At 42.1% G+C, this 21,446-nt stretch carries 24 protein-coding genes; 21 read left to right on the forward strand and 3 right to left on the reverse strand.

The annotated features are described in order from the left end of the window. Positions 1 to 13: 13 nt before the first annotated feature. Positions 14 to 2,251 carry a type I secretion system permease/ATPase gene (locus tag P3L44_RS01665; protein ID WP_410480051.1) on the forward strand — a complete coding sequence of 746 codons (2,238 nt, stop codon included), beginning with the start codon at positions 14 to 16 and terminating at the stop codon, positions 2,249 to 2,251. Continuing rightward, positions 2,238 to 3,479 carry an HlyD family efflux transporter periplasmic adaptor subunit gene (locus P3L44_RS01670; RefSeq protein WP_272661889.1) on the forward strand — a complete coding sequence of 414 codons (1,242 nt, stop codon included), beginning with the start codon at positions 2,238 to 2,240 and terminating at the stop codon, positions 3,477 to 3,479. The genes P3L44_RS01665 and P3L44_RS01670 overlap by 14 nt, the downstream gene beginning before the upstream one ends. A 150-nt stretch (positions 3,480 to 3,629) precedes the next feature. On the opposite strand, the gene P3L44_RS01675 is transcribed toward P3L44_RS01670, so the two are convergent. Beyond that, positions 3,630 to 5,555, reverse strand: a complete 1,926-nt coding sequence (locus P3L44_RS01675) for an ABC transporter ATP-binding protein (protein WP_272661890.1) — start codon at positions 5,553 to 5,555, stop codon at positions 3,630 to 3,632. Between the two features lie 222 nt (positions 5,556 to 5,777). Between P3L44_RS01675 and kefG the strand changes: the two genes are divergently transcribed. From kefG to slyD, 4 genes are all read left to right on the forward strand, one after another. Continuing rightward, complete coding sequence (gene kefG / locus P3L44_RS01680; protein ID WP_272661891.1) at positions 5,778 to 6,332, forward strand: glutathione-regulated potassium-efflux system ancillary protein KefG; 555 nt, start codon at positions 5,778 to 5,780, stop codon at positions 6,330 to 6,332. Next, on the forward strand, positions 6,332 to 8,140 hold the full coding sequence (gene kefB, locus P3L44_RS01685) for a glutathione-regulated potassium-efflux system protein KefB (RefSeq protein ID WP_004262513.1): 1,809 nt from the start codon (positions 6,332 to 6,334) through the stop codon (positions 8,138 to 8,140). Before kefG ends, kefB begins: the two co-directional genes overlap by 1 nt. Positions 8,141 to 8,149: 9 nt before the next feature. After that, positions 8,150 to 8,353, forward strand: coding sequence for a YheV family putative zinc ribbon protein (locus P3L44_RS01690; RefSeq protein WP_004262510.1), 204 nt, complete (start codon positions 8,150 to 8,152; stop codon positions 8,351 to 8,353). 86 nt (positions 8,354 to 8,439) lie between these two features. Then, a complete protein-coding gene (slyD, locus tag P3L44_RS01695; protein ID WP_004262508.1) occupies positions 8,440 to 9,045 on the forward strand; it encodes a peptidylprolyl isomerase in 606 nt (201 codons plus the stop codon). Between the two features lie 81 nt (positions 9,046 to 9,126). Here slyD and P3L44_RS01700 read toward each other — a convergent pair whose 3' ends face one another. Next, complete coding sequence (locus tag P3L44_RS01700) at positions 9,127 to 9,348, reverse strand: SlyX family protein (RefSeq protein WP_004262507.1); 222 nt, start codon at positions 9,346 to 9,348, stop codon at positions 9,127 to 9,129. A 246-nt stretch (positions 9,349 to 9,594) separates the two neighbouring features. Here P3L44_RS01700 and fkpA point away from each other — a divergent pair, with 246 nt between their 5' ends. The 9 genes from fkpA (at position 9,595) to tuf (ending at position 17,024) form a co-directional block, all read left to right on the forward strand. Further along, complete coding sequence (gene fkpA, locus P3L44_RS01705; protein WP_004262506.1) at positions 9,595 to 10,338, forward strand: FKBP-type peptidyl-prolyl cis-trans isomerase; 744 nt, start codon at positions 9,595 to 9,597, stop codon at positions 10,336 to 10,338. A gap of 297 nt (positions 10,339 to 10,635) precedes the next feature. Beyond that, the gene (locus P3L44_RS01710) at positions 10,636 to 11,340 is read left to right on the forward strand and encodes a transcriptional regulator (protein ID WP_004262503.1); all 705 of its coding nucleotides are present in this window, start codon (positions 10,636 to 10,638) and stop codon (positions 11,338 to 11,340) included. After that, the gene (tusD, locus tag P3L44_RS01715; protein WP_115166426.1) at positions 11,337 to 11,741 is read left to right on the forward strand and encodes a sulfurtransferase complex subunit TusD; all 405 of its coding nucleotides are present in this window, start codon (positions 11,337 to 11,339) and stop codon (positions 11,739 to 11,741) included. The genes P3L44_RS01710 and tusD overlap by 4 nt, the downstream gene beginning before the upstream one ends. Before the next feature lie 24 nt (positions 11,742 to 11,765). After that, positions 11,766 to 12,125 (forward strand): sulfurtransferase complex subunit TusC, encoded by a 360-nt coding sequence (gene tusC / locus P3L44_RS01720; protein WP_004262499.1) that lies wholly within the window; start codon positions 11,766 to 11,768, stop codon positions 12,123 to 12,125. A gap of 57 nt (positions 12,126 to 12,182) precedes the next feature. Continuing rightward, positions 12,183 to 12,470: a sulfurtransferase complex subunit TusB gene (tusB, locus tag P3L44_RS01725; protein WP_036958589.1), complete on the forward strand. Its 288-nt coding sequence runs from the start codon at positions 12,183 to 12,185 to the stop codon at positions 12,468 to 12,470. 136 nt (positions 12,471 to 12,606) lie between these two features. Continuing rightward, positions 12,607 to 12,981 carry a 30S ribosomal protein S12 gene (gene rpsL / locus P3L44_RS01730; RefSeq protein WP_004265905.1) on the forward strand — a complete coding sequence of 125 codons (375 nt, stop codon included), beginning with the start codon at positions 12,607 to 12,609 and terminating at the stop codon, positions 12,979 to 12,981. 97 nt (positions 12,982 to 13,078) lie between these two features. Beyond that, a complete protein-coding gene (rpsG, locus tag P3L44_RS01735; protein WP_004262486.1) occupies positions 13,079 to 13,549 on the forward strand; it encodes a 30S ribosomal protein S7 in 471 nt (156 codons plus the stop codon). Between the two features lie 86 nt (positions 13,550 to 13,635). Then, entirely contained in the window at positions 13,636 to 15,762 is a 2,127-nt protein-coding gene (gene fusA / locus P3L44_RS01740; RefSeq protein WP_004262483.1) for an elongation factor G, read from the forward strand. A gap of 77 nt (positions 15,763 to 15,839) precedes the next feature. After that, the gene (gene tuf, locus P3L44_RS01745) at positions 15,840 to 17,024 is read left to right on the forward strand and encodes an elongation factor Tu (protein ID WP_215954249.1); all 1,185 of its coding nucleotides are present in this window, start codon (positions 15,840 to 15,842) and stop codon (positions 17,022 to 17,024) included. A 94-nt stretch (positions 17,025 to 17,118) separates the two neighbouring features. On the opposite strand, the gene P3L44_RS01750 is transcribed toward tuf, so the two are convergent. Then, complete coding sequence (locus tag P3L44_RS01750) at positions 17,119 to 17,319, reverse strand: hypothetical protein (protein WP_272662837.1); 201 nt, start codon at positions 17,317 to 17,319, stop codon at positions 17,119 to 17,121. Between the two features lie 325 nt (positions 17,320 to 17,644). On the opposite strand from P3L44_RS01750, the gene secE reads away from it, so the two are divergent. From secE to rplL, 6 genes are all read left to right on the forward strand, one after another. Then, positions 17,645 to 18,031 carry a preprotein translocase subunit SecE gene (gene secE, locus P3L44_RS01755; protein ID WP_004264377.1) on the forward strand — a complete coding sequence of 129 codons (387 nt, stop codon included), beginning with the start codon at positions 17,645 to 17,647 and terminating at the stop codon, positions 18,029 to 18,031. Continuing rightward, on the forward strand, positions 18,032 to 18,577 hold the full coding sequence (gene nusG, locus P3L44_RS01760) for a transcription termination/antitermination protein NusG (RefSeq protein ID WP_004264378.1): 546 nt from the start codon (positions 18,032 to 18,034) through the stop codon (positions 18,575 to 18,577). Positions 18,578 to 18,735: 158 nt separating this feature from the next. Further along, entirely contained in the window at positions 18,736 to 19,164 is a 429-nt protein-coding gene (gene rplK / locus P3L44_RS01765; RefSeq protein ID WP_004264379.1) for a 50S ribosomal protein L11, read from the forward strand. Positions 19,165 to 19,168: 4 nt separating this feature from the next. Beyond that, positions 19,169 to 19,870 carry a 50S ribosomal protein L1 gene (gene rplA, locus P3L44_RS01770; RefSeq protein ID WP_004264380.1) on the forward strand — a complete coding sequence of 234 codons (702 nt, stop codon included), beginning with the start codon at positions 19,169 to 19,171 and terminating at the stop codon, positions 19,868 to 19,870. A gap of 334 nt (positions 19,871 to 20,204) precedes the next feature. Continuing rightward, a complete protein-coding gene (gene rplJ / locus P3L44_RS01775) occupies positions 20,205 to 20,702 on the forward strand; it encodes a 50S ribosomal protein L10 (protein WP_004264381.1) in 498 nt (165 codons plus the stop codon). Positions 20,703 to 20,762: 60 nt separating this feature from the next. Beyond that, positions 20,763 to 21,128: a 50S ribosomal protein L7/L12 gene (gene rplL, locus P3L44_RS01780; RefSeq protein WP_004264384.1), complete on the forward strand. Its 366-nt coding sequence runs from the start codon at positions 20,763 to 20,765 to the stop codon at positions 21,126 to 21,128. Positions 21,129 to 21,446 lie beyond the last annotated feature (318 nt).

Here is a 21,446-nt window from a genome sequence, read left to right on the forward strand (position 1 = left end):
TGCTAAAAATAACATGAATATTATTAATAATATATCTCTGGTTACTGCGCGGTTAGGGTATGCTATCCTGCCAGAGGTATTGCTATCTCAAACAAAAAGAAAAGTTGATAAATCAATAGATTACTCCTCTCTTGTTAGCGTGTTAAATTCACATCAATTCGATAACCAGTTGATTAAAGTTGATTTGAAAGCTATCCCGACCATTGCGGTTCCTTTTATTGTATTACTTGAAAATAATGAATCTATTGTTGTTAATAAAATAGAAGAAAACAATGATGAACGTTATTTTGAAATCTTAACGAAAGAAGGGATTTGTCAGTTAATTAGCTTTGAAATGCTATCAAAAAATTATTCGGGATATAGTTGGTTTATAAAACGAAATATAAAATCTGAAAGCCGTTCTGAAATTGAAAAATACGAAAAAAATCATTTTTGGAAAATAATTTGGCAATTTAAAAAGTATTATTATCAAGTTATCGTAGCTTCATTTGTAATTAATGTTTTGGCGTTAATTAGTTCCCTATATGTCATGAATGTCTATGATAGAGTGATCCCAAATCAAGCGTATGAAACATTATGGGTATTATCGATAGGTGTACTGCTAGCAATATGCTTTGAATTTTTAGCAAAAATGTTGCGGAGTTACCTCCTTGATGTTGCTGGAAAAAAAGCTGATATCATAATAAGCGCTATGTTATTTCACCGAGTAATGGGGATTAGCTTAGATAAAAAACCTTCTTCATCTGGCTCTTATGCAAATAATTTACGTGATTTTGAATCCATCCGTGAATTTATGACGAGTGCTAGCTTGATAGCGCTTGTCGATCTCCCCTTCATTCTGTTGTTTATTGGTGTGATCAGTATGATTGGAGGTTATCTCGCATTAGTTCCATTGACTATTATTCCTATCGTTATTATCGCTGGTATTTTAATTCAAAAACCTTTAGCTGAAGGCATTAATGCATCGATGAAAGAAACCTCTCAGCGACAGGGTTTAGCTGTTGAAGCTATCGAAGGTATTGAAACGTTAAAGTTGAATAATGCGGTTAATTGGGCTCAACAGCGGTGGGAAATATTAACAGAGAAAACGGCGTTTGCTTCCGTTAAAGTACGTAATTTGACCAACTTTATGTTGAGTTTCAGTGCGGGAATGCAACAAATCAATACTGTTGCATTGGTTTTTGTTGGAACCTATTTGATCCATGCTAATGATGTAGATTCACGCATTACCATGGGTGGCTTGATTGCCAGTGTAATACTGTCTGGACGTGCATTAGCACCTTTAGGACAAATTGCGGGTTTAGCAACACGTTTTCAATCTGCTCGGACAGCGTTAAATGGTGTTAAAAATATTTTTGAACGACCAATTGAGCGCGAAGATCATAAAAAATATATTTCACCAACCTCCATTAGAGGTGCGTTAACGTTATCTAATGTTAGCTATCGTTATAGCAAAGATAGTCAACCAGCCTTGGATAATATTAATTTAAATATTATGGCTGGAGAAAAAGTGGCCATTTTAGGCAAGATCGGTGGTGGAAAAAGTACCCTTTTAAAACTATTAACTGGGCTATATGAGCAGCAAGAAGGCAATATACTTTTAGATGATATAGATATTCGTCAAATAGACCCAATTTACTTAAGAAGTAAATTGGCGATGTTAACACAGAAACCACGGTTATTTTTTGGAACGCTGCGTGACAATCTTGACCTTGCCCGTCTTGACGGTTATTCCTCTGATGACGACTTAATTCATGCGTTGCAGCGTTTTCATTTAGATAAAATTATTCGCCAACATCCGGCTGGTTTAGACATGCCCTTAGGTGAAGATGGCTTAGGCCTTTCTGGAGGCCAAAAGCAAATTGTCTCTTTAGTACAACTGACATTACATAATCCACAAGTCGTTTTATTAGATGAGCCGACCACAGGAATTGATGTTGAAACGGAAAAAGACGTATTGGCGGCTATTGGTGAATGGACTAAAAATAAAACACTTATTGTTGTGACACATAAATTACCTATTTTGAGTTTAGTCGACCGTATTATTGTTGTTGATAATGGCCGAATTGTATTAGATGGCCCTAAAGATTCGGTGCTTAAAACACTAGAAAAGAAAGATGATATAGAAAAAGCTGTAAGCACAGATACACCGAGAGTTCAGCATCCTACCGCGCCACAAGTTCGTATTGTTTCACAAGTTAAACGCACTATTAAACAACATGAAGGGAAGGCTGAACATGAACAAGCATAACCAATATTCCGAGAAGAGAAAAAACAGTTATCAATCTCATGATTTTTCACATGATTTACAATCAGTGATGCAGAAAGAGCGTCATACCTTATTGTTTCTTCCTATCCTATTCTTAGCACTGTTATTAACTGTTTTTATTGTTTGGTCTTATTTCAGTGATTTAGAAGAGATAATTCGAGGGCAGGGTACGATTATTCCGAGTAGTCGTGAACAAGTCATTCAAAGTATCGATCCCGGTAATATTGAAGAAATGTTTGTTAAAGAAGGTGATATCGTTGAAAAAGGGCAAATACTTCTCAAGTTAGATGATGCAAGAAGTATGGCTATTTTACGAGAAAGCCAAGCGAAGGTACAAAATTTAGAAGCAATATATATTCGGTTATATAGTGAATCACGTAATGAAGAACCTGACTTTTCGACAGTTAACGACCAAAAGTTAGTGGAACGTGAAATAAATGCATTTAATGCAAAAAAAAGGCAAAGAGACGAGGCTATTGCGGGTTTAACACAAAGTAAAAACTTATTAGATAGAGAAATTACAATTACTCGACCTTTAGCCAAAAAAGGCTTGGTATCTCATGTGGAAGTGTTGCGCATGGAAAGACAGTCTGTCGAGCTAGCAACACAAATTAATGAGCGTGAAAATAATTATATCGCAGAGGCGAATGAGGAGTTAATTCGTGTTGGCTCTGAACTTGCTCAAGCCAAAGAAAATATGCGTATGCGCGAAGACCATGTTATACGTTCAGAAATCCATGCTCCTGTACGTGGAATTGTGAAAAATATTAAGATTACGACAGTGGGTGGCGTTGTTAATACTGGGCAAGATATCTTAGAAATTATACCATTAGATGATAAATTAATGGTTGAGGCTTATATTCGGCCACAAGATGTCGCTTTTTTAAGACCAGAGATGCCAGCAGTAGTAAAAATAACCGCTTATGACTATGCAATTTATGGCGGGTTAAAAGGGACTGTAAAATTGATCAGTCCTGACACTTTAAGTAATGATGCTCAGCGTAATGAATTAAAATTAAATCAAGAAGAAACGTTTTACCGTATTATTGTTGAAACAGAAACGAATTACTTACTCGATAAAAATAACAATAAAATGGATATTATTCCTGGAATGATTGCTTCTGTTGATATTAAAACGGGTGAGAAAAGTGTTTTTGATTATCTGATTAAGCCGATTACACGAATGAAACAGGCATTAACTGAAAGGTAATTTTGATATTCCGCAAAATTACTTTTATAACAGAGTAACAGTATTTCAGTCTGTTGTACTCCCTATAACTTAGCGAAACATGCGGTAAGAAAAGATGAGAGCATCGTTAAGCTCTCATCTTACTCAAACTTAAATATCAAAAGTAATACTTCATGACTCACTAGTCATAGCTTCTAACTGCTCTTGCAATTCCATCCACTCCATTTCGGCCTCTTCAAGAGCTGTTTTGTGTTCAGTTTGTTTTTTCAAGCATTCCGTCAATTCGGCTTTTTTATCTTGTTCGTAAATGGCAGCATCAGAAAGTTTGGTTTCTAGGTCACTTAGGGTATTGGAATGCTTATCCATCAGCTTTTCCAATTCCGTAATTTTTTTACGGATAGGCTGAGTTAATTGACGAAATTCAGCTTCACGACGTTTTTGAACTTTTCTATCTTGTGCTGTAACCGTTGCAGCGGCCGCCGGTTTGTCTTTTTCTTGCTGGTCACGGAACTGTTGTAATTCCAGCTTATTTTGTTCTGCTAGCCATTGTTGGTAATCTTCTAAATCACCATCAAATTGCTCGACAGAACCGCCATGGACTAAATACAGTTCATCGGTGGTAGTGCGCAGTAAATGCCTATCATGGGAAACGACAACTAAAGCCCCTTCGAAGGCCATTAAGGCTTCGGTAAGTGCTTGGCGCATGTCTAAATCCAAGTGGTTGGTTGGCTCATCCAGTAACAGTAAGTTAGGACGCTGCCATACAATCAACGCTAGCACTAAACGGGCTTTTTCACCGCCAGAGAAACGGCCGCTCGGGTCTGTCACTTGGTCGCCTTTAAAGCCAAAACCCCCTAAATAGTCGCGTAATTGCTGCTCAGTTTGCTCTGGTGCAAGGCGAGCAAGATGCTGCAAAGGTGATTCTTCAGGGTGCAAATACTCCAATTGGTGCTGGGCGAAATAACCCAGTTTAATCCCTTTTGCGAGGGCGATTTCTCCCTGTAATGGCGGTAAATCACCCGCTAACATCTTAATTAATGTGGATTTACCCGCACCATTTCGGCCCAGTAGGCCGATGCGTGAACCTGGTACCAAGTTTAGTTTAATGGATTGCAAAATGACTTTTTCACCGTAGCCAGCGCTGACTTTTTCCATTTTCAATAATGGATTCGGTAAGCTTTCTGGTTTACGGAATGAAAAATGGAATGGGTTATCCACATGAGCCGGAGCGACCATTTCCATTCTTTCAAGCATTTTAATGCGGCTTTGTGCTTGCTTGGCTTTCGTCGCTTGCACTCTAAAACGGTCAATATAACTTTGTAAATGCGCCGCTTTGGCTTGTTGGCTCTCATACAACGCTTGTTGCTGAGCGAGTTTTGTCGCACGTTGGCGCTCAAAAGAAGAATAGTTACCCGTGTATTCAAACATCGTTTCTTGTTCGATATGCAGGACTTTATCAATAATTGGGTCGAGGAAATCCCTATCATGGGAAATCAAAATCAGAGTGCCTTGGTAGCTTTTTAACCATTTTTCTAACCAAATCACTGCGTCTAAATCAAGGTGGTTGGTTGGCTCATCGAGTAACAATAGGTCAGAACGGCAAAGCAATGCCTGCGCGAGGTTCAAACGCATCCGCCATCCACCGGAAAATGATTTTACTGGGGAATCTAGCTGTGACTGACTAAAACCTAAACCATGTAGCAAACTGGATGCGCGGGAACGGATGGTCCATGCATCAATGGCATCAAGCTGCCCATGAACCACAGCGATGGCATGACCATCATTTTTTTCATTAGCTTGTTGAAGTTTTTGTTCTAAAGCTCGGAACTCGCGATCACCATCAATCACATATTCAAGAGCGGGCACATCAAGGGCAGGGGTTTCTTGGTTCACCCATGCCATGGACCAATTGCTTGGAAAGGTTGCAGAACCTGCTTCAGCTTGTAATTCGCCTTTTAATAACGCAAGAAGTGTCGATTTACCGCAGCCGTTTTTACCCACTAAACCAACTTTTTGGCCGGGGTTAATAGTCGCAGTGGCATTGTCTAGTAGGACACGAACACCTCGGCGAATTTGGAGTGAAGAGAAAACAATCATAGCAACCGTCTATTAAAAATATGTTAGATTATCAACGTATATACTCTAAATAATTTACGGTGCTGTTAGGCGACAAGCACATGAGTCGCTAGGAGCCTACTTAAGTAGGTGACTAGTGCGAATGCGCGTAGTCAACAACACAGCAACGTGAAGTATGACGAGTATAGCAGGCTGCATGGTAACGGAAAATGTTCCGTCTGACACGCCTTTGAGGAGGGAAAGATGTCAAATACACCGAAAGTGCTGGTGGTCTACGCTCACCCGGACCCCGACGAATCGATGGCTAATAAGGCGTTATTGGAGGCAGTGCGTGATTTTGACCATGTGACTGTACACGATTTATACGCAATTTATCCAGATTATTTTATTGATGTAACCGCGGAACAAAAATTACTGTGCCAGCACGATATCATTATTTTTCAACATCCTCTCTATACATATAGTTGCCCTGCGTTGTTGAAAGAGTGGTTTGACCGCGTGTTAACCCGCCGTTTTGCGACCGATGTAGGGTACCAAAAATTAAAAGGCAAATACTGGCGTTCTGTGATTACCACAGGCGAGCCTGTTCACGCTTACCAATATGATGGATATAACCATTATCCACTTACAGAAATACTTCGCCCATTTGAATTGACCGCATTAATGTGTGATATGCAGTGGCTAGAACCAACCATTATTTATGCAGCACGTCGGCAGCCTAAAGAACGATTTGAACAGATTATCGATGACTACCGCCAATGGATGCAACAGCCGCTAGGTGCGGGAGGGTTATTCTAATGTCAGAACTAGGGCTATTTGAATCCGTTATCATCTTCCTCTGCGCAGGGGTAGTCATGGTACCTATTGCACAAAAAATCCGCTTAGGTGCTGTACTGGGGTATTTGCTTGCCGGGATCATGATTGGGCCATTTGTTTTTGGCTTTATTCGTAATGTTGATGATATTTTGCACTTCTCCGAAATGGGAGTGGTGTTCCTGATGTTTCTCATCGGGTTAGAGCTAAAACCTTCTAAATTATGGGAGCTTAGGCGCTCGATTTTCGGTGTAGGTACGCTTCAAGTGGTTGTCACTGCGGCTATCATGGCGTCACTGTTGTTTTTAGCCAAATTTTCTTGGCAAGCCGCTATTGTTGGTGGATTAGGAATGGCGATGTCATCAACGGCAATGGCACTTCAGTTGATGAACGAAAAAGGGATGTCCAACAAAGAAAGCGGGCAACTCGGTTTTTCTGTTTTGTTATTCCAAGATATGGCAGTTATCCCGATTATGGCGCTGATCCCATTGCTAGCCGGGGACTCAGCAACCAGTGATTGGCAAAAAATTGGCTTGAAGATAGTGGCGTTCGCAGGTTTATGGGTAGTTGGCCGCTATTTATTACGGCCGATGTTCAGGCTTGCCGCTAAATCTGGCGTTCATGAAATTTTTACGGCTGCAGCATTGTTGGTGGTATTAGGTTCCGCACTCATTATGGAAAGCCTTGGCTTTTCTATGGCTCTGGGAACCTTTATGGCAGGGGTCATGTTAGCGGAAACAGAGTTCCGCCATGAGCTGGAAATTAATATCGAACCGTTTAAAGGTCTGCTACTGGGGCTATTTTTTATCTCAGTAGGTATGTCATTGAATTTAGATGTGTTGTGGGCTTATTTACCACAAGTATTGATTGCTGTTGCGGTATTAGTCGCAGTCAAAGCGTTAGTGCTTTACGGACTGAGTTTAGCCGCTAGGCTTCGAAATGGAGCAAGAGCTCAATTTTCCGGGGTGCTTAGCCAAGGTGGTGAATTTGCTTTTGTGATCTATGCAACTGCTTTTGGTGCAAGTGTGATAAATGAACGGCAGATGGACTTATTACTGGTAGTTGTCACACTTTCGATGATGACGACGCCACTTGTGATGCAGTTGATAGATGCCTATTTAAACTACCGTTATAATCAACAACCAGCCTCGAGTGAAAAGCCATTTGTAGAAGACAATGACCCACATGTTATTTTGGTCGGTTTTGGTCGCATGGGGCAGGTGGTTGGCCGTTTATTAATGGCGAATAAGGTTAAAATTACAGTACTAGAACAAGATGTTACGGCGATTAGTACCATGCGCCGCTACGGCTATACGGTCTATTACGGTGATGCACGTGAACTACAATTATTGCGTTCAGCAGGAGCCGATAAAGCAAAATCTATCGTCATCACCAGTGATGTGCCTGAAGAAGTGATGGAAATTGTGCAAATTTGCCAAGAAAACTTTCCTAACTTGCATATTATTGCACGTGCTAAAGGTCGCCTTGAGGCCCATGAGCTATTACAAAGTGGAGTGACTGATTTTAGCCGTGAAACATTCTCGAGCGCACTTGAATTAGGAAGCAAAGCGCTTGTTAGCACAGGGATGCATCCTCATAAAGCTTATCGCGCGAAGCAGCATTTTCGCCGTTTAGACATGAAAATGCTTAGAGATATTTATCCAGAGAATGAAAATAGTGACAGCGGGCAAATTTCACGCATTAAAGAGGCACGTCGTGAACTGAATGAACTCTTTGAGAAAGAAATGCAAAGAGAACATCGGCAGCCTCATAGCTGGAATAATGAACAATAAGGGTTAGAAATGGCTTCAACACGTAAACGCTTTATTGCCGGGGCGACGTGCCCTAAGTGCAAGTCACAAGATACATTAATGATGTGGCGTGAAGATAAAATTGATGTTGTCGAGTGTGTCAATTGCGGCGATCAGCAACGCCAAGCAGGGGATGAAGCAACGGGACATGTTAGGCAAAAAGAGCAGGTTATTGGAATTTTTACACCTGAATAATAGAAATTTGTCAATTCTCAATACATCACTATAGTTTTTCGGTACAATTGGCAAAAATTTTTCCCTTACGGGTAGTAGGAGATGTCATGAAAGTAGCAAAAGACTTGGTGGTCAGCTTGGCTTATCAAGTAAGAACAGAAGACGGTGTTTTAGTTGATGAGTCGCCAGCAAGCGCGCCAATGGACTATTTGCATGGTCGTGGGTCTTTAATTTCAGGTTTAGAAAAAGCATTAGAAGGTCGCTCTGTCGGCGAAAACTTCGATGTTGAAGTCGCTTCAGACGATGCATATGGCCAATACGATGACAACTTAGTTCAACGTGTTCCTAAAGATGTATTTATGGGCGTTGATGAGCTAGAAGTCGGCATGCGTTTCTTAGCTGACACTGACATGGGCCCAGTTCCTGTTGAAATTACAGGTATCGAAGGTGATGAAGTTATCGTTGACGGTAACCACATGTTAGCAGGTCAAAACCTGAAATTTAATGTTGAAATCATGGCTATCCGTGAAGCAACAGAAGAAGAAATCGCACATGGCCACGTCCATGGCGCAGGTGGTCACGACCATGACCACGACCACGAAGGTGGTTGCTGTGGCGGTGGCGGTCATAGCCACGGTTCAGAAGGCGGTTGCTGCGGTGGCGGTGAAGGTCACGGACACGGTCACAAACAAGGCGGCTGCGGCTGCCACTAATACGAAGTATTAGTGTTTATAAAAAAAAGGAAGCGAAAGCTTCCTTTTTTTAATTTAAAATCAATAGGTTCGCATTTTAAATTAATAATGTGGTGGCGGCGTTTCTTCTTCAGGCCTTGCTAAGTGAGAATCTTGGGATGATTTCAGCCTTTCAGCTACAATGCGTAAATGTTCCTGCAGACGGCTCATTTGCATTTGTTGGTCAGTAATAACCTGGTTTAGTTGTTCAATCGCCAGTTCTTGAAAGGCAACTTTACTTTCTAAAAGTTCTAGGCGTTGTTCAAATGTATCAGATGAGTCCATATTCGACTCTCCTTAAGCGTTTATATCGTAATTAAACCATCATAATAACTGAACATTACAAATCAATAGATAAGTTTTAGTTAAAGATATAGGCGACGAAACGACTTTTTGTTAATGTGGTCTCAGTAGTTATTATATTTTTTTAATACTCAATGGGGTAACGGGGTCTAAACTTAAAGAGCCCTACCCATAAAACGAATAGTTCGCTATTCGAATATAATCGAATAAAAGTTATCGGAGACTAGGATGAAATCACTGTTTAAGGCAAGCCTTTTAGCAACTACGCTAGCATTTACTTTTGCTGCTCCGCAAGTGATGGCAGCGGAAGCCAAAGCACAAAGCAGCGCATTCAAAAACGCAGAAGAGCGTAATGCGTATGCACTGGGTGCGTCTTTAGGCCGCTACATGCAGAATTCTTTAGAAGAACAAAAAACAATTGGTATTAATTTGGATAAGGCTCAATTACTCGCTGGTGTCCAAGATGCATTTAACGGCAAAAGCAAAATGACCGATGCAGAAGTTGAAGAAACATTGCGTCAGTTTGAAGGTCAAGTCAAAGAAGCTGCCGACAAAAAAATGAAAGAAGAATCAGCTAATAATGAGAAAAAAGGCGCTGAGTACCGCGAAAAATACGCGAAAGAAAAAGGCGTTGTTAAAACTAAATCAGGCTTACTGTACAAAATTGAAAAAGACGGTACAGGGGCGAAACCTAAAGCAGATGAAACCGTTGTGGTTCACTACAAAGGTTCTTTGATTGACGGTACTGAATTCGACAGCTCATATTCACGTAATGAGCCACTGACAATTCCATTAAATTCAGTGATTAAAGGCTGGACTGAAGGTTTAGTTAACCTGAAAAAAGGCGGCAAAATGCAGTTGGTTATCCCAGCTGAATTAGCTTACGGCGAAAATGGCGTGCCGGGTATCCCAGCAAATTCAACATTAGTCTTTGATGTTGAGTTATTAGACATCAAGCCTGCTGCTAAATAAGTCCTCACTAAGCATTAGCTAAGTGTATTTTGATGCCCAATGCATTCATGCCTTGGGCTTTTTTATATTTCTCATCAAAAAAACTCTCAAATTGTTTAAAACTTGTGATAAAACAGACTGTCTTGCATTCATTCGCTTGACGGCAACGCCGTGGAGTTTTAACTTCAGAAGACTCTATTTTATTTTTTATCATCACAATTGTTGGCTACAAACAAAGTAATGAAGGCCAAATAGTCGAATAATGAACGCCTTTTTAGTCAACAGGATGAGTTTTTACATTAGAAGGATGATGTTGAAATGTCTGATTCTATACAATCACACGACCTCAGCGATATTAACATATTGGATAACCAGCCCTTTTCTGAGACAGACCATGAGATTTTAAAATCATATGAAGCTGCTGTGGATGGTCTGGCAATGCTAATCGGTGGGCACTGTGAAATTGTTCTTCACTCTTTAGAAGACCTAAACTGCTCTGCAGTCAGAATCGCAAATGGCCAGCACACTGGGCGTAAAATCGGCTCACCGATTACAGACCTAGCGTTGAGAATGCTGCATGATATGGCAGACGAAGAATCGAATGTCTCGAAGGCTTATTTTACGAAAGCGAAAAGCGGTGATTTAATGAAATCCGTTACTATTGCTATTCGTAACCGCAAGCAACGTGTGATTGGCTTATTATGTATCAATATGAACTTAGATGTGCCGTTCTCTGAAATTATTCAATCGTTTGTTCCAGAAACTAAGCAAGAAGTTACTTCAGATGTAAACTTTGCCTCTTCAGTTGATGACCTTGTCGCACAAACATTGGAGTACACAATTGAAGAAGTTGGCGGTGATCGTAATGTCTCAAATAATGCGAAAAACAAGCAAGTGGTTCTTAACCTATATGAAAAAGGCATTTTCGATATTAAAGATGCCATTAACCAAGTTGCTGACCGTTTGAACATTTCTAAACACACCGTTTATTTATACATTCGTCAATTCAAGAGCGGTGAATGAGTAATACAAATTCGTTAACCTACTGCTTAGTTGTGACAGGTCCTGCTTATGGTACACAACAAGCAGCGAGTGCGTATCAATTTGCAAAAGCCCTTCTTGAAGAAGGGCATATATTGAAAACACTCTTTTTTTATCGTGAGGGTGTTTTTAATGCGAACCAGCTTACGTCACCAGCAACAGATGAATTCAATTTAGTTTCAGCTTGGCAGGAACTGGCAAAACAATCTGGGTGCGAAATGCATATCTGTGTTTCTGCCGCGTTGCGTCGGGGGGTTGTTGACCAAGAACAAGCGCAAAGTTTATCTCTTCCAACGGCTAACCTTGCTGAGGGCTTTATCATGAGTGGGTTAGGAAGCCTTGCGGAAGCGATGATAACCACAGACCGAACAATTCAATTCTAAGAACAGCTCAATACAAGGTACCGTGTGAAAAAAATAGCTTTTGTCTTTACAACCATGCCCCATGGAAATGCCAGTGGCCGAGAAGGGTTAGATGCATTATTAGCAACTTCAGCACTGACAGAAGACATTCAGGTGTTTTTTCTCTCTGATGGCGTTTATCAGCTTCTAGCAAACCAACATCCCGCTGAAGTGCTTGCTCGAGATTACATCGTAACATTTAAAATATTGCCGTTATATGACATTGAAAAAGTTTATCTCTGCGGCTCTTCGCTACAAGAACGGGGGCTGGGAGAGCATTGTGAATGGGTTTTAACACCAACAATTCTTAGCAAGAAAGAGGTAAGCGCTAAAATAGCGGAATGTGATGTGGTGCTTAATTTTTAATCTATTGTGTGAATTTTGAGCTTGGGTTGTTTTTTGATCTATAGTAGGATCTTTTCTATGCTGTATACATTAGCAACATCTCCGTTTAAATGTGATTTTTCTACAATGGTAGGCTTTATTACGGCTGAAGATGTCGTTTTACTGATGCAAGATGGCGTGGTTGCGGCAGTCGCACAGTCGCCTTATCTTGTTGCACTACAAAAAACAGGGGCGCAGTTGTACGCTTTGGATGTAGACATCAATGCTCGTGGGTTGCAAAATACCCTATCAACCGCAGTTTCTGTAATCACATATCAAGGTTTTGTGAAGCTAACAGAAGTCCAAAAACAACATTTTGCCATATAAAGGCACTAAAAGTTGTATATTTCTTGACACCTGAGCCAGTCAGCAATAAAATTTCGCGTCCTCGTGTATCGTCATGTTGGCGAACGGGGTCAAAATCCGTGTTTACGAAGCAATAAAACCAGGAGCTTTTTTAATAATGGCAACTATTAATCAGCTGGTACGCAAATCTCGTAGCTCGAAAGTTGTTAAAAGCAACGTTCCAGCACTGGAAGCTTGCCCGCAAAAACGTGGCGTATGTACTCGTGTATATACTACCACTCCTAAGAAACCAAACTCAGCATTACGTAAAGTATGCCGTGTTCGTTTAACTAACGGTTTCGAAGTTTCTTCCTACATCGGTGGTGAAGGCCACAACTTGCAGGAGCACTCCGTTATCCTTATCCGTGGTGGTCGTGTTAAAGACTTACCAGGTGTGCGTTATCACACCGTTCGCGGCGCACTGGACTGTTCTGGTGTTAAAGACCGTAAGCAAGCTCGTTCTAAATACGGCGCGAAAAAACCTAAGGCTTAATGGATTTCCGTTAAGTAAGGCCAAACATTTTAATCTTAATGTCAAAATACTCTCGTAGAGTTTTGGACAAACCTGAATTAACAACGGAGTCATATCCATGCCACGTCGTCGCGTAATAGGTCAACGTAAAATTCTTCCAGATCCTAAGTTCGGATCAGAATTACTGGCCAAATTTGTAAATATCCTGATGGTAGACGGGAAAAAATCTACTGCTGAAGCAATCGTATATAACGCACTTGAAACCCTTGCTCAGCGTTCTGGTAAAACTGAACTTGATGCATTCGAATTAGCACTAGATAACGTGCGTCCGACTGTGGAAGTTAAATCCCGCCGTGTTGGTGGTTCAACTTACCAAGTTCCAGTTGAAGTTCGCCCGGTTCGTCGTAATGCCCTGGCAATGCGTTGGATCGTTGATGCTGCTCGTAAACGCGGTGATAAATCTATGGCGCTTCGCCTGGCAAATGAATTATCAGACGCTGCTGAGAACAAAGGTTCCGCTGTTAAGAAACGTGAAGACGTTCACCGTATGGCAGAAGCTAACAAGGCGTTCGCACACTACCGTTGGTAAGTTCTTACCCACATTAGTGATGTATCTCAGGGTAGCCATTTGCTACCCTTTATATGAAGCATTGAACGCCCACGAGAGAGGAAAAAATGGCCCGTCAAACGCCCATAGCACGTTATCGTAATATCGGTATCAGTGCACACATCGACGCCGGTAAAACCACAACTTCTGAACGTATTCTGTTCTATACTGGTGTAAACCATAAAATTGGTGAAACTCACGAAGGTTCTGCAACAATGGACTGGATGGAGCAGGAGCAAGAGCGTGGTATTACTATCACATCTGCTGCGACTACTGCATTCTGGTCTGGTATGGCAAAACAGTATGAGCCACACCGTATCAACATCATCGACACCCCGGGACACGTTGACTTCACTATCGAAGTAGAACGTTCTATGCGTGTTCTTGATGGCGCAGTAATGGTTTACTGTGCAGTTGGTGGTGTTCAGCCACAGTCTGAAACTGTATGGCGTCAGGCTAACAAATATAAAGTTCCACGTATCGCGTTCGTTAACAAAATGGACCGTATGGGTGCGAACTTCTTACGTGTTGTTGAGCAATTAAAATCACGTTTAGCTGCTAACGCAGTTCCACTGCAATTACCAGTCGGCGCAGAAGAGTCGTTCACTGGTGTTGTTGACTTGCTGAAAATGAAAGCAATCAAGTGGAGTGATGAAGACCAGGGCGTTACCTTCGAATACGAAGATATCCCTGCGAACATGCAAGAAGCTGCTGAAGAGTGGCACAACAACCTGATCGAAACCGCAGCAGAAGCATCAGAAGAACTGATGGAAAAATATCTGGGCGGTGAAGAACTGACTGAAGCAGAAATTAAAGCTGCATTACGTCAACGTGTTCTTGCAAGCGAAATTATCCTGGTTACCTGTGGTTCTGCATTTAAGAACAAAGGTGTTCAGGCGATGCTGGATGCAGTTGTTGATTACTTACCTGCGCCAACAGATGTACCTGCAATTAATGGTATTCTGGACGATGGTAAAGACACTCCTGCAGAGCGTCACGCAAGTGATGATGAGCCATTCTCATCATTAGCATTTAAAATTGCAACCGACCCATTCGTTGGTAACTTGACGTTCTTCCGTGTTTACTCTGGTGTTGTTAACTCAGGTGACACAGTACTGAACGCAGTTAAAGCGAAGAAAGAGCGTTTTGGCCGTATCGTACAGATGCACGCTAACAAACGTGAAGAGATTAAAGAAGTTCGCGCTGGTGACATCGCGGCTGCTATCGGTCTGAAAGACGTAACTACAGGTGATACTTTATGTGCAGTTGATGCACCAATCATCCTGGAGCGTATGGAATTCCCAGAGCCAGTAATCTCTGTTGCAATCGAACCGAAAACTAAAGCTGACCAAGAAAAAATGGGTATCGCATTAGGCCGTTTGGCTCAAGAAGACCCATCTTTCCGCGTATCAAGTGATGAAGAGACTAATCAGACTATCATCGCTGGTATGGGTGAGCTGCACTTAGACGTTCTGGTTGACCGTATGCGTCGTGAATTTAAAGTTGAAGCGAACGTTGGTAAACCTCAAGTTGCTTACCGTGAAGCAATCACTATGAAAGTGACTGATATCGAAGGTAAACACGCGAAACAGTCTGGTGGTCGTGGTCAGTACGGTCATGTCGTTATCGATATGTTCCCTCTGGACAAAAACGATAAAGACGGTGTTCCAATGGATTACGAATTTGCCAACGACATCAAAGGTGGTGTAATTCCTACTGAATACATCCCTGCCGTTGACAAAGGTATCCAAGAGCAGCTGAAATCTGGCCCATTAGCTGGTTACCCGGTTGTTAACATGGGTGTTCGTTTACATTTCGGTTCTTACCATGATGTTGACTCCTCTGAATTGGCGTTTAAACTTGCGGCTTCAATCGCGTTTAAAGATGGCTTCAAAAAAGCTAAACCAGTTCTGCTTGAGCCAATCATGAAAGTTGAAGTGGAAACACCAGAAGACTACATGGGTGATGTTATTGGTGACCTGAACCGTCGTCGTGGTATGATTGAAGGTATGGATGACCTGCCTACTGGTAAAGTCGTTCGTGCACAAGTACCATTGTCAGAAATGTTCGGTTATGCTACTGACCTGCGTTCTCAGACACAAGGTCGTGCTTCATACTCTATGGAGTTCCTGAAGTACAATGAAGCACCAAACAACGTTGCACAAGCTGTAATCGAAGCTCGTAACGCTAAATAATCGATTTTTATCGGTTAACTACTTTAATTTAAGTTCCTTCTTTATCGTGAAGAGGGAACTCCATAAGGAATAGAGTCGTGTCTAAAGAAAAATTTGAACGTTCAAAACCGCACGTTAACGTTGGTACTATCGGCCACGTTGACCACGGTAAAACTACTCTGACAGCAGCTATCACTACTGTTTTGGCAAAAACTTACGGCGGTGCTGCTCGTGCGTTCGATCAAATCGATAACGCACCAGAAGAAAAAGCGCGTGGTATCACCATCTCTACTTCACACGTAGAATACGATACTCCAACTCGCCACTACGCACACGTAGACTGCCCAGGACACGCCGACTATGTTAAAAACATGATCACTGGTGCTGCTCAGATGGACGGTGCAATTCTGGTTGTTGCTGCGACAGATGGCCCAATGCCACAAACTCGTGAGCACATCCTGTTAGGTCGTCAGGTTGGTGTTCCTTACATCATCGTTTTCCTGAACAAATGTGACATGGTAGACGACGAAGAGCTGTTAGAATTAGTCGAAATGGAAGTTCGTGAACTTCTGTCTCAATACGATTTCCCAGGCGACGACACTCCAGTTGTCCGTGGTTCAGCACTGAAAGCGCTGGAAGGCAACCCAGAGTGGGAAGCGAAAATTGTTGAATTAGCAGGCCACCTGGATACTTACATTCCAGAACCAGAGCGTGCAATTGACAAGCCATTCCTGCTGCCAATCGAAGACGTATTCTCAATCTCAGGTCGTGGTACAGTAGTAACAGGCCGTGTTGAGCGTGGTATCATCAAAGTTGGTGAAGAAGTTGAAATCGTTGGTATTCAAGACACGGTTAAAACAACTTGTACTGGCGTTGAAATGTTCCGTAAACTGTTAGACGAAGGTCGTGCAGGTGAGAACGTTGGTGTTCTGCTGCGTGGTACTAAGCGTGAAGAAATTCAACGTGGTCAAGTACTGGCGAAACCAGGTTCAATCAAGCCACACACTAAATTTGAATCAGAAGTTTATATTCTGAGCAAAGATGAAGGTGGTCGTCATACTCCATTCTTCAAAGGTTACCGTCCACAGTTCTACTTCCGTACAACTGACGTAACAGGTACTATCGAACTGCCAGAAGGCGTAGAGATGGTAATGCCAGGTGATAACATCAACATGATCGTTACCCTGATCCACCCAATCGCGATGGACGACGGTTTACGTTTCGCAATCCGTGAAGGTGGCCGTACTGTAGGTGCGGGTGTTGTTGCAAAAATTATTGCATAATACCGCTCTTTCTGAATAAGAAAGAACCACTTAGTAAAAAAGGGCGTCTAATAGACGTCCTTTTTATACGTTGCAAAATTCAGACGTTGCAAAATTAAGAACCTATCTCATCAATCATTTGTATAATTATTGGTGAGATAGGCTCTGAAACAACGAATTGATAACTGTGCGGGCTACTTTGCGTAGTTATATGAGATTTATTAAGGTTTTGCTCGGAAGATATGGTATATTTTACTGCTGCCACAAAAAGAAAGTCACTTTCTTGATTGGTGTAGTTAAAAAATTTACTGGGCATGCTGAAATTCCTGCAAAATGGAATAGCACTTGTGAAATGGGTAGCACTTGTAAAGTGAGAGTACTGACGTACACGTAGTACTTGCGAAATAAAATGTTACTGCAACTTGTTATTTTTGCAGAACGAATAACGCTAATTACCTCCATTAACAAGGCTAATTACTTTTTAGATCGCAGGTGATGCTATTGATATCCCTATCAAATTTTTGCAGGCTTAGTTTGTAGTAATTGAGGGATATGTTGGCATATTCTATTGGTTTGGCTTGGTTGACTTACCTTTGTAAACAAGCAAGCTTTGTACATACTTCATGGTAACAGGTTGAATTATGAGTGCGAATAGCGAAGCTCAAGGAAGTGGACGCAGTGCAGACATCTTCAAGTGGATCATTGTCTGTGCCTTATTAATAATTGCTATTGTTGGTAATTATTACTTCCGTCAATATAATCTCGCGCTGCGTGCTTTTGCAGTTGTGGCTGTTGTCGCTATTGCAGGTGCTGTCGCTTTATGGACCACAAAAGGTAAAGCAACACTGGCGTTTGCACGCGAAGCTCGCGTCGAGATGAGAAAAGTCATTTGGCCTACTCGCCAGGAAACATTACAAACTACTTTAATTGTTGCTGCAGTAACGGCTGTAATGTCATTAATACTGTGGGGACTAGATGGTATCCTGGTGCGTTTAGTTTCATTTATTACAAGCCTGAGGTTATTCTAAATGTCCGATTCACCTAAAAAGCGCTGGTATGTCATTCAGGCATTCTCTGGTTTTGAAGGTCGCGTAGCACAATCTTTACGTGAACATATCAAATTACATGCTATGGAAGATTCTTTTGGCGAAGTTATGGTTCCAACAGAAGAAGTTGTTGAAATCCGTAGCGGTCAGCGCCGTAAGAGTGAACGTAAATTCTTCCCAGGCTATGTCTTAGTCCAAATGGTCATGAATGATGACTCTTGGCACTTAGTGCGTAGTGTACCGCGTGTAATGGGGTTCATTGGCGGAACGTCAGATCGTCCAGCGCCAATTAGCGATAAAGAAGTTGATGCTATCATGAACCGCTTACAACAAGTTGGTGATAAACCACGTCCGAAAACACTGTTTGAACCGGGTGAAATGGTTCGTGTTAGCGAAGGTCCGTTTGCTGACTTTAACGGTGTGGTTGAAGAAATTGATTATGAAAAGAGCCGCTTGAAAGTGTCTGTTTCTATCTTCGGTCGTGCAACTCCAGTCGAATTGGATTTTGGTCAAGTAGAAAAAGCCTAATCTAAATGACAAAACTGACTTGCAAAAGGCGTGAAATTTGACTACAATTTCGCGCCTTTTGTTTTTATGTTCGGCGCAAATTAATGTGCGGGGCATGTTTAATGTAACGGGGAGCCTTGCAAACCGTAAGGCGCTATCACCCATCTAGAGGAAATATCATGGCTAAGAAAGTTCAAGCCTACGTTAAGCTGCAAGTTGCAGCTGGTATGGCGAACCCAAGTCCACCGGTTGGTCCAGCACTGGGTCAACAAGGTGTTAACATCATGGAATTCTGTAAAGCGTTCAACGCAAAAACAGACAGCCTGGAAAAAGGTTTACCAATTCCTGTTGTTATTACTGTTTACGCAGACCGTTCTTTCACTTTCGTTACCAAAACTCCACCTGCAGCAGTTCTGCTGAAAAAAGCAGCTGGCGTTAAGTCTGGTTCAGGTAAGCCGAACAAAGACAAAGTTGGTAAAGTGACCTCTGCTCAGATTCGCGAAATCGCTGAAACTAAAGCTGCGGACATGACTGGTGCTGATGTTGACGCAATGATGCGTTCAATTGAAGGTACTGCTCGTTCCATGGGCCTGGTAGTGGAGGACTAAGACAATGGCTAAACTGACTAAGCGCATGCGCAATATCCGTGAAAAAGTTGATGCAACTAAACAGTATGACATCAATGAAGCCGTTGCACTGCTGAAAGAATTAGCAACTGCTAAATTCGTAGAAAGCGTTGACGTAGCTATCAACCTGGGCATCGATGCTCGTAAATCTGACCAAAACGTTCGTGGTGCAACTGTGCTGCCACACGGTACTGGCCGTTCAGTTCGCGTTGCTGTGTTCGCACAAGGCGCAAACGCTGAAGCTGCTAAAGCTGCAGGTGCTGAACTGGTAGGTATGGAAGATCTGGCTGATAAAATCAAAGCTGGTGAAATGGACTTTGACGTTGTTATTGCTTCTCCAGATGCAATGCGCGTTGTTGGCCAATTAGGTCAAGTTTTAGGCCCACGTGGTCTGATGCCAAACCCGAAAGTTGGTACTGTAACTCCAAACGTTGCTGAAGCAGTTAACAATGCTAAAGCAGGTCAGGTTCGTTACCGTAATGACAAAAACGGAATCATCCACACCACTATCGGTAAAGTTGATTTCGACGCTAACAAACTGAAAGAAAACTTAGAAGCACTGCTGATCGCGCTGAAAAAAGCAAAACCAGCTTCTGCTAAAGGTGTTTTCATCAAGAAAGTTAGCCTGTCCACCACTATGGGTGCAGGTGTTGCTGTTGACCAAGCTGGTCTGTCAGCGACAGTTTAATTGCTATAGCTTCGGCTAATTGGTAATTAGGCTTTACCTTTGCGTCAAATTTGTATAAAATTTGACGCCTTGAGTTTGTTGGGTACACAAAATGTATCCAACAAACCACGAATTTCGGTATGGAGTCTGGCCTTTCCAGACCCCGTCCAAGACCGCAGGTGTGGTTTATTAGTTATAATAGCTACTTAATTTACCTGCGTAGACGGTGACAGAGATACCTAGAATTTAATTCTGGATTCTATTCTGCTCACCGTGTTTTAGCGCTCTTACATAATGTTGTGTTTGAGTGATGTGAGTCCCGGGTTTTCCCGGTTAATCCAGGAGCAAGAAGCTAATGGCACTAAATCTTCAAGACAAACAAGCGATTGTTGCTGAAGTCAGCGAAGTAGCCAAAGGCGCGCTTTCTGCAGTTGTTGCTGATTCACGCGGCGTAACTGTAGCAAAAATGACTGAACTGCGTAAAGCAGGTCGCGAAGCAGGCGTTTATATCCGTGTTGTTCGTAACACACTGATCCGTCGTGCTGTTGAAGGTACTTCTTACGATGTACTGAAAGACGTGTTTGTCGGTCCAACCTTAATTGCTTTCTCTAACGAACACCCGGGCGCTGGCGCTCGTCTGTTCAAAGAGTTCGCGAAAGCGAATCCAGCATTTGAGATTAAAGCTGCGGCCTTTGAAGGTGAGTTAATCCAAGCGAAAGATATCGATCGTCTGGCAACTCTCCCAACTTACGATGAAGCAATCGCACGCCTGATGTCAACCATGAAAGAAGCCGCTGCCGGCAAATTGGTTCGTACTCTGGCTGCTCTGCGCGATCAGAAAGAAGCTGCATAAGCCCTTTCCTTCGTTGCTTTTTAACGTATAAACTATTTCTGAATTTTAGGAACACTTGTTATGTCTATCACTAAAGACCAAATCCTTGATGCAGTTGCAGAAATGTCTGTAATGGACGTTGTTGAACTGATTACTATGATGGAAGAAAAATTCGGCGTTTCTGCTGCTGCAGCTGTTGCTGTTGCTGCGGGCCCAGCTGAAGCTGCTGAAGAAAAAACTGAATTCGACGTTGTACTGTCAGCTGTTGGCGGTAACAAAGTTGCAGTTATCAAAGCAGTTCGTGGCGCAACCGGTCTTGGCCTGAAAGAAGCTAAAGATATGGTAGAGTCTGCTCCAGCGACCATCAAAGAAGGCGCGAGCAAAGACGAAGCTGAAGCTCTGAAAAAATCTCTTGAAGAAGCAGGCGCTTCTGTTGAACTTAAATAAGTTCAATTGCAAGAACGCAGCCTAATCTAATTAGGCTGACGGCTGGTGATTTTTTAATCACCAGCCTTTTTGCGCTGTAAAGCGTGATGGGTGTTAACAGCTTTTCACGCAGTTTTAATGTTAACAACAACCCTCCAATACTTCTTTCTATTGACGACTTAATATACTGTGTTCTTCGCTACGACCCGCTCGGGTAGCTCGGTAGCAATGGCAACGCAATGAAATGATTTAAGAGTAATAGCAATGAGTATTAAGGAAAGTATTCATTTTCCGTTTCTTATAAAAAAACGCGTTGCGGTTCAGTCTCTTATACTAAGA

It is taken from the genome of Providencia sp. PROV175 (assembly GCF_032707045.1).
GTDB lineage: Bacteria > Pseudomonadota > Gammaproteobacteria > Enterobacterales > Enterobacteriaceae > Providencia > Providencia hangzhouensis.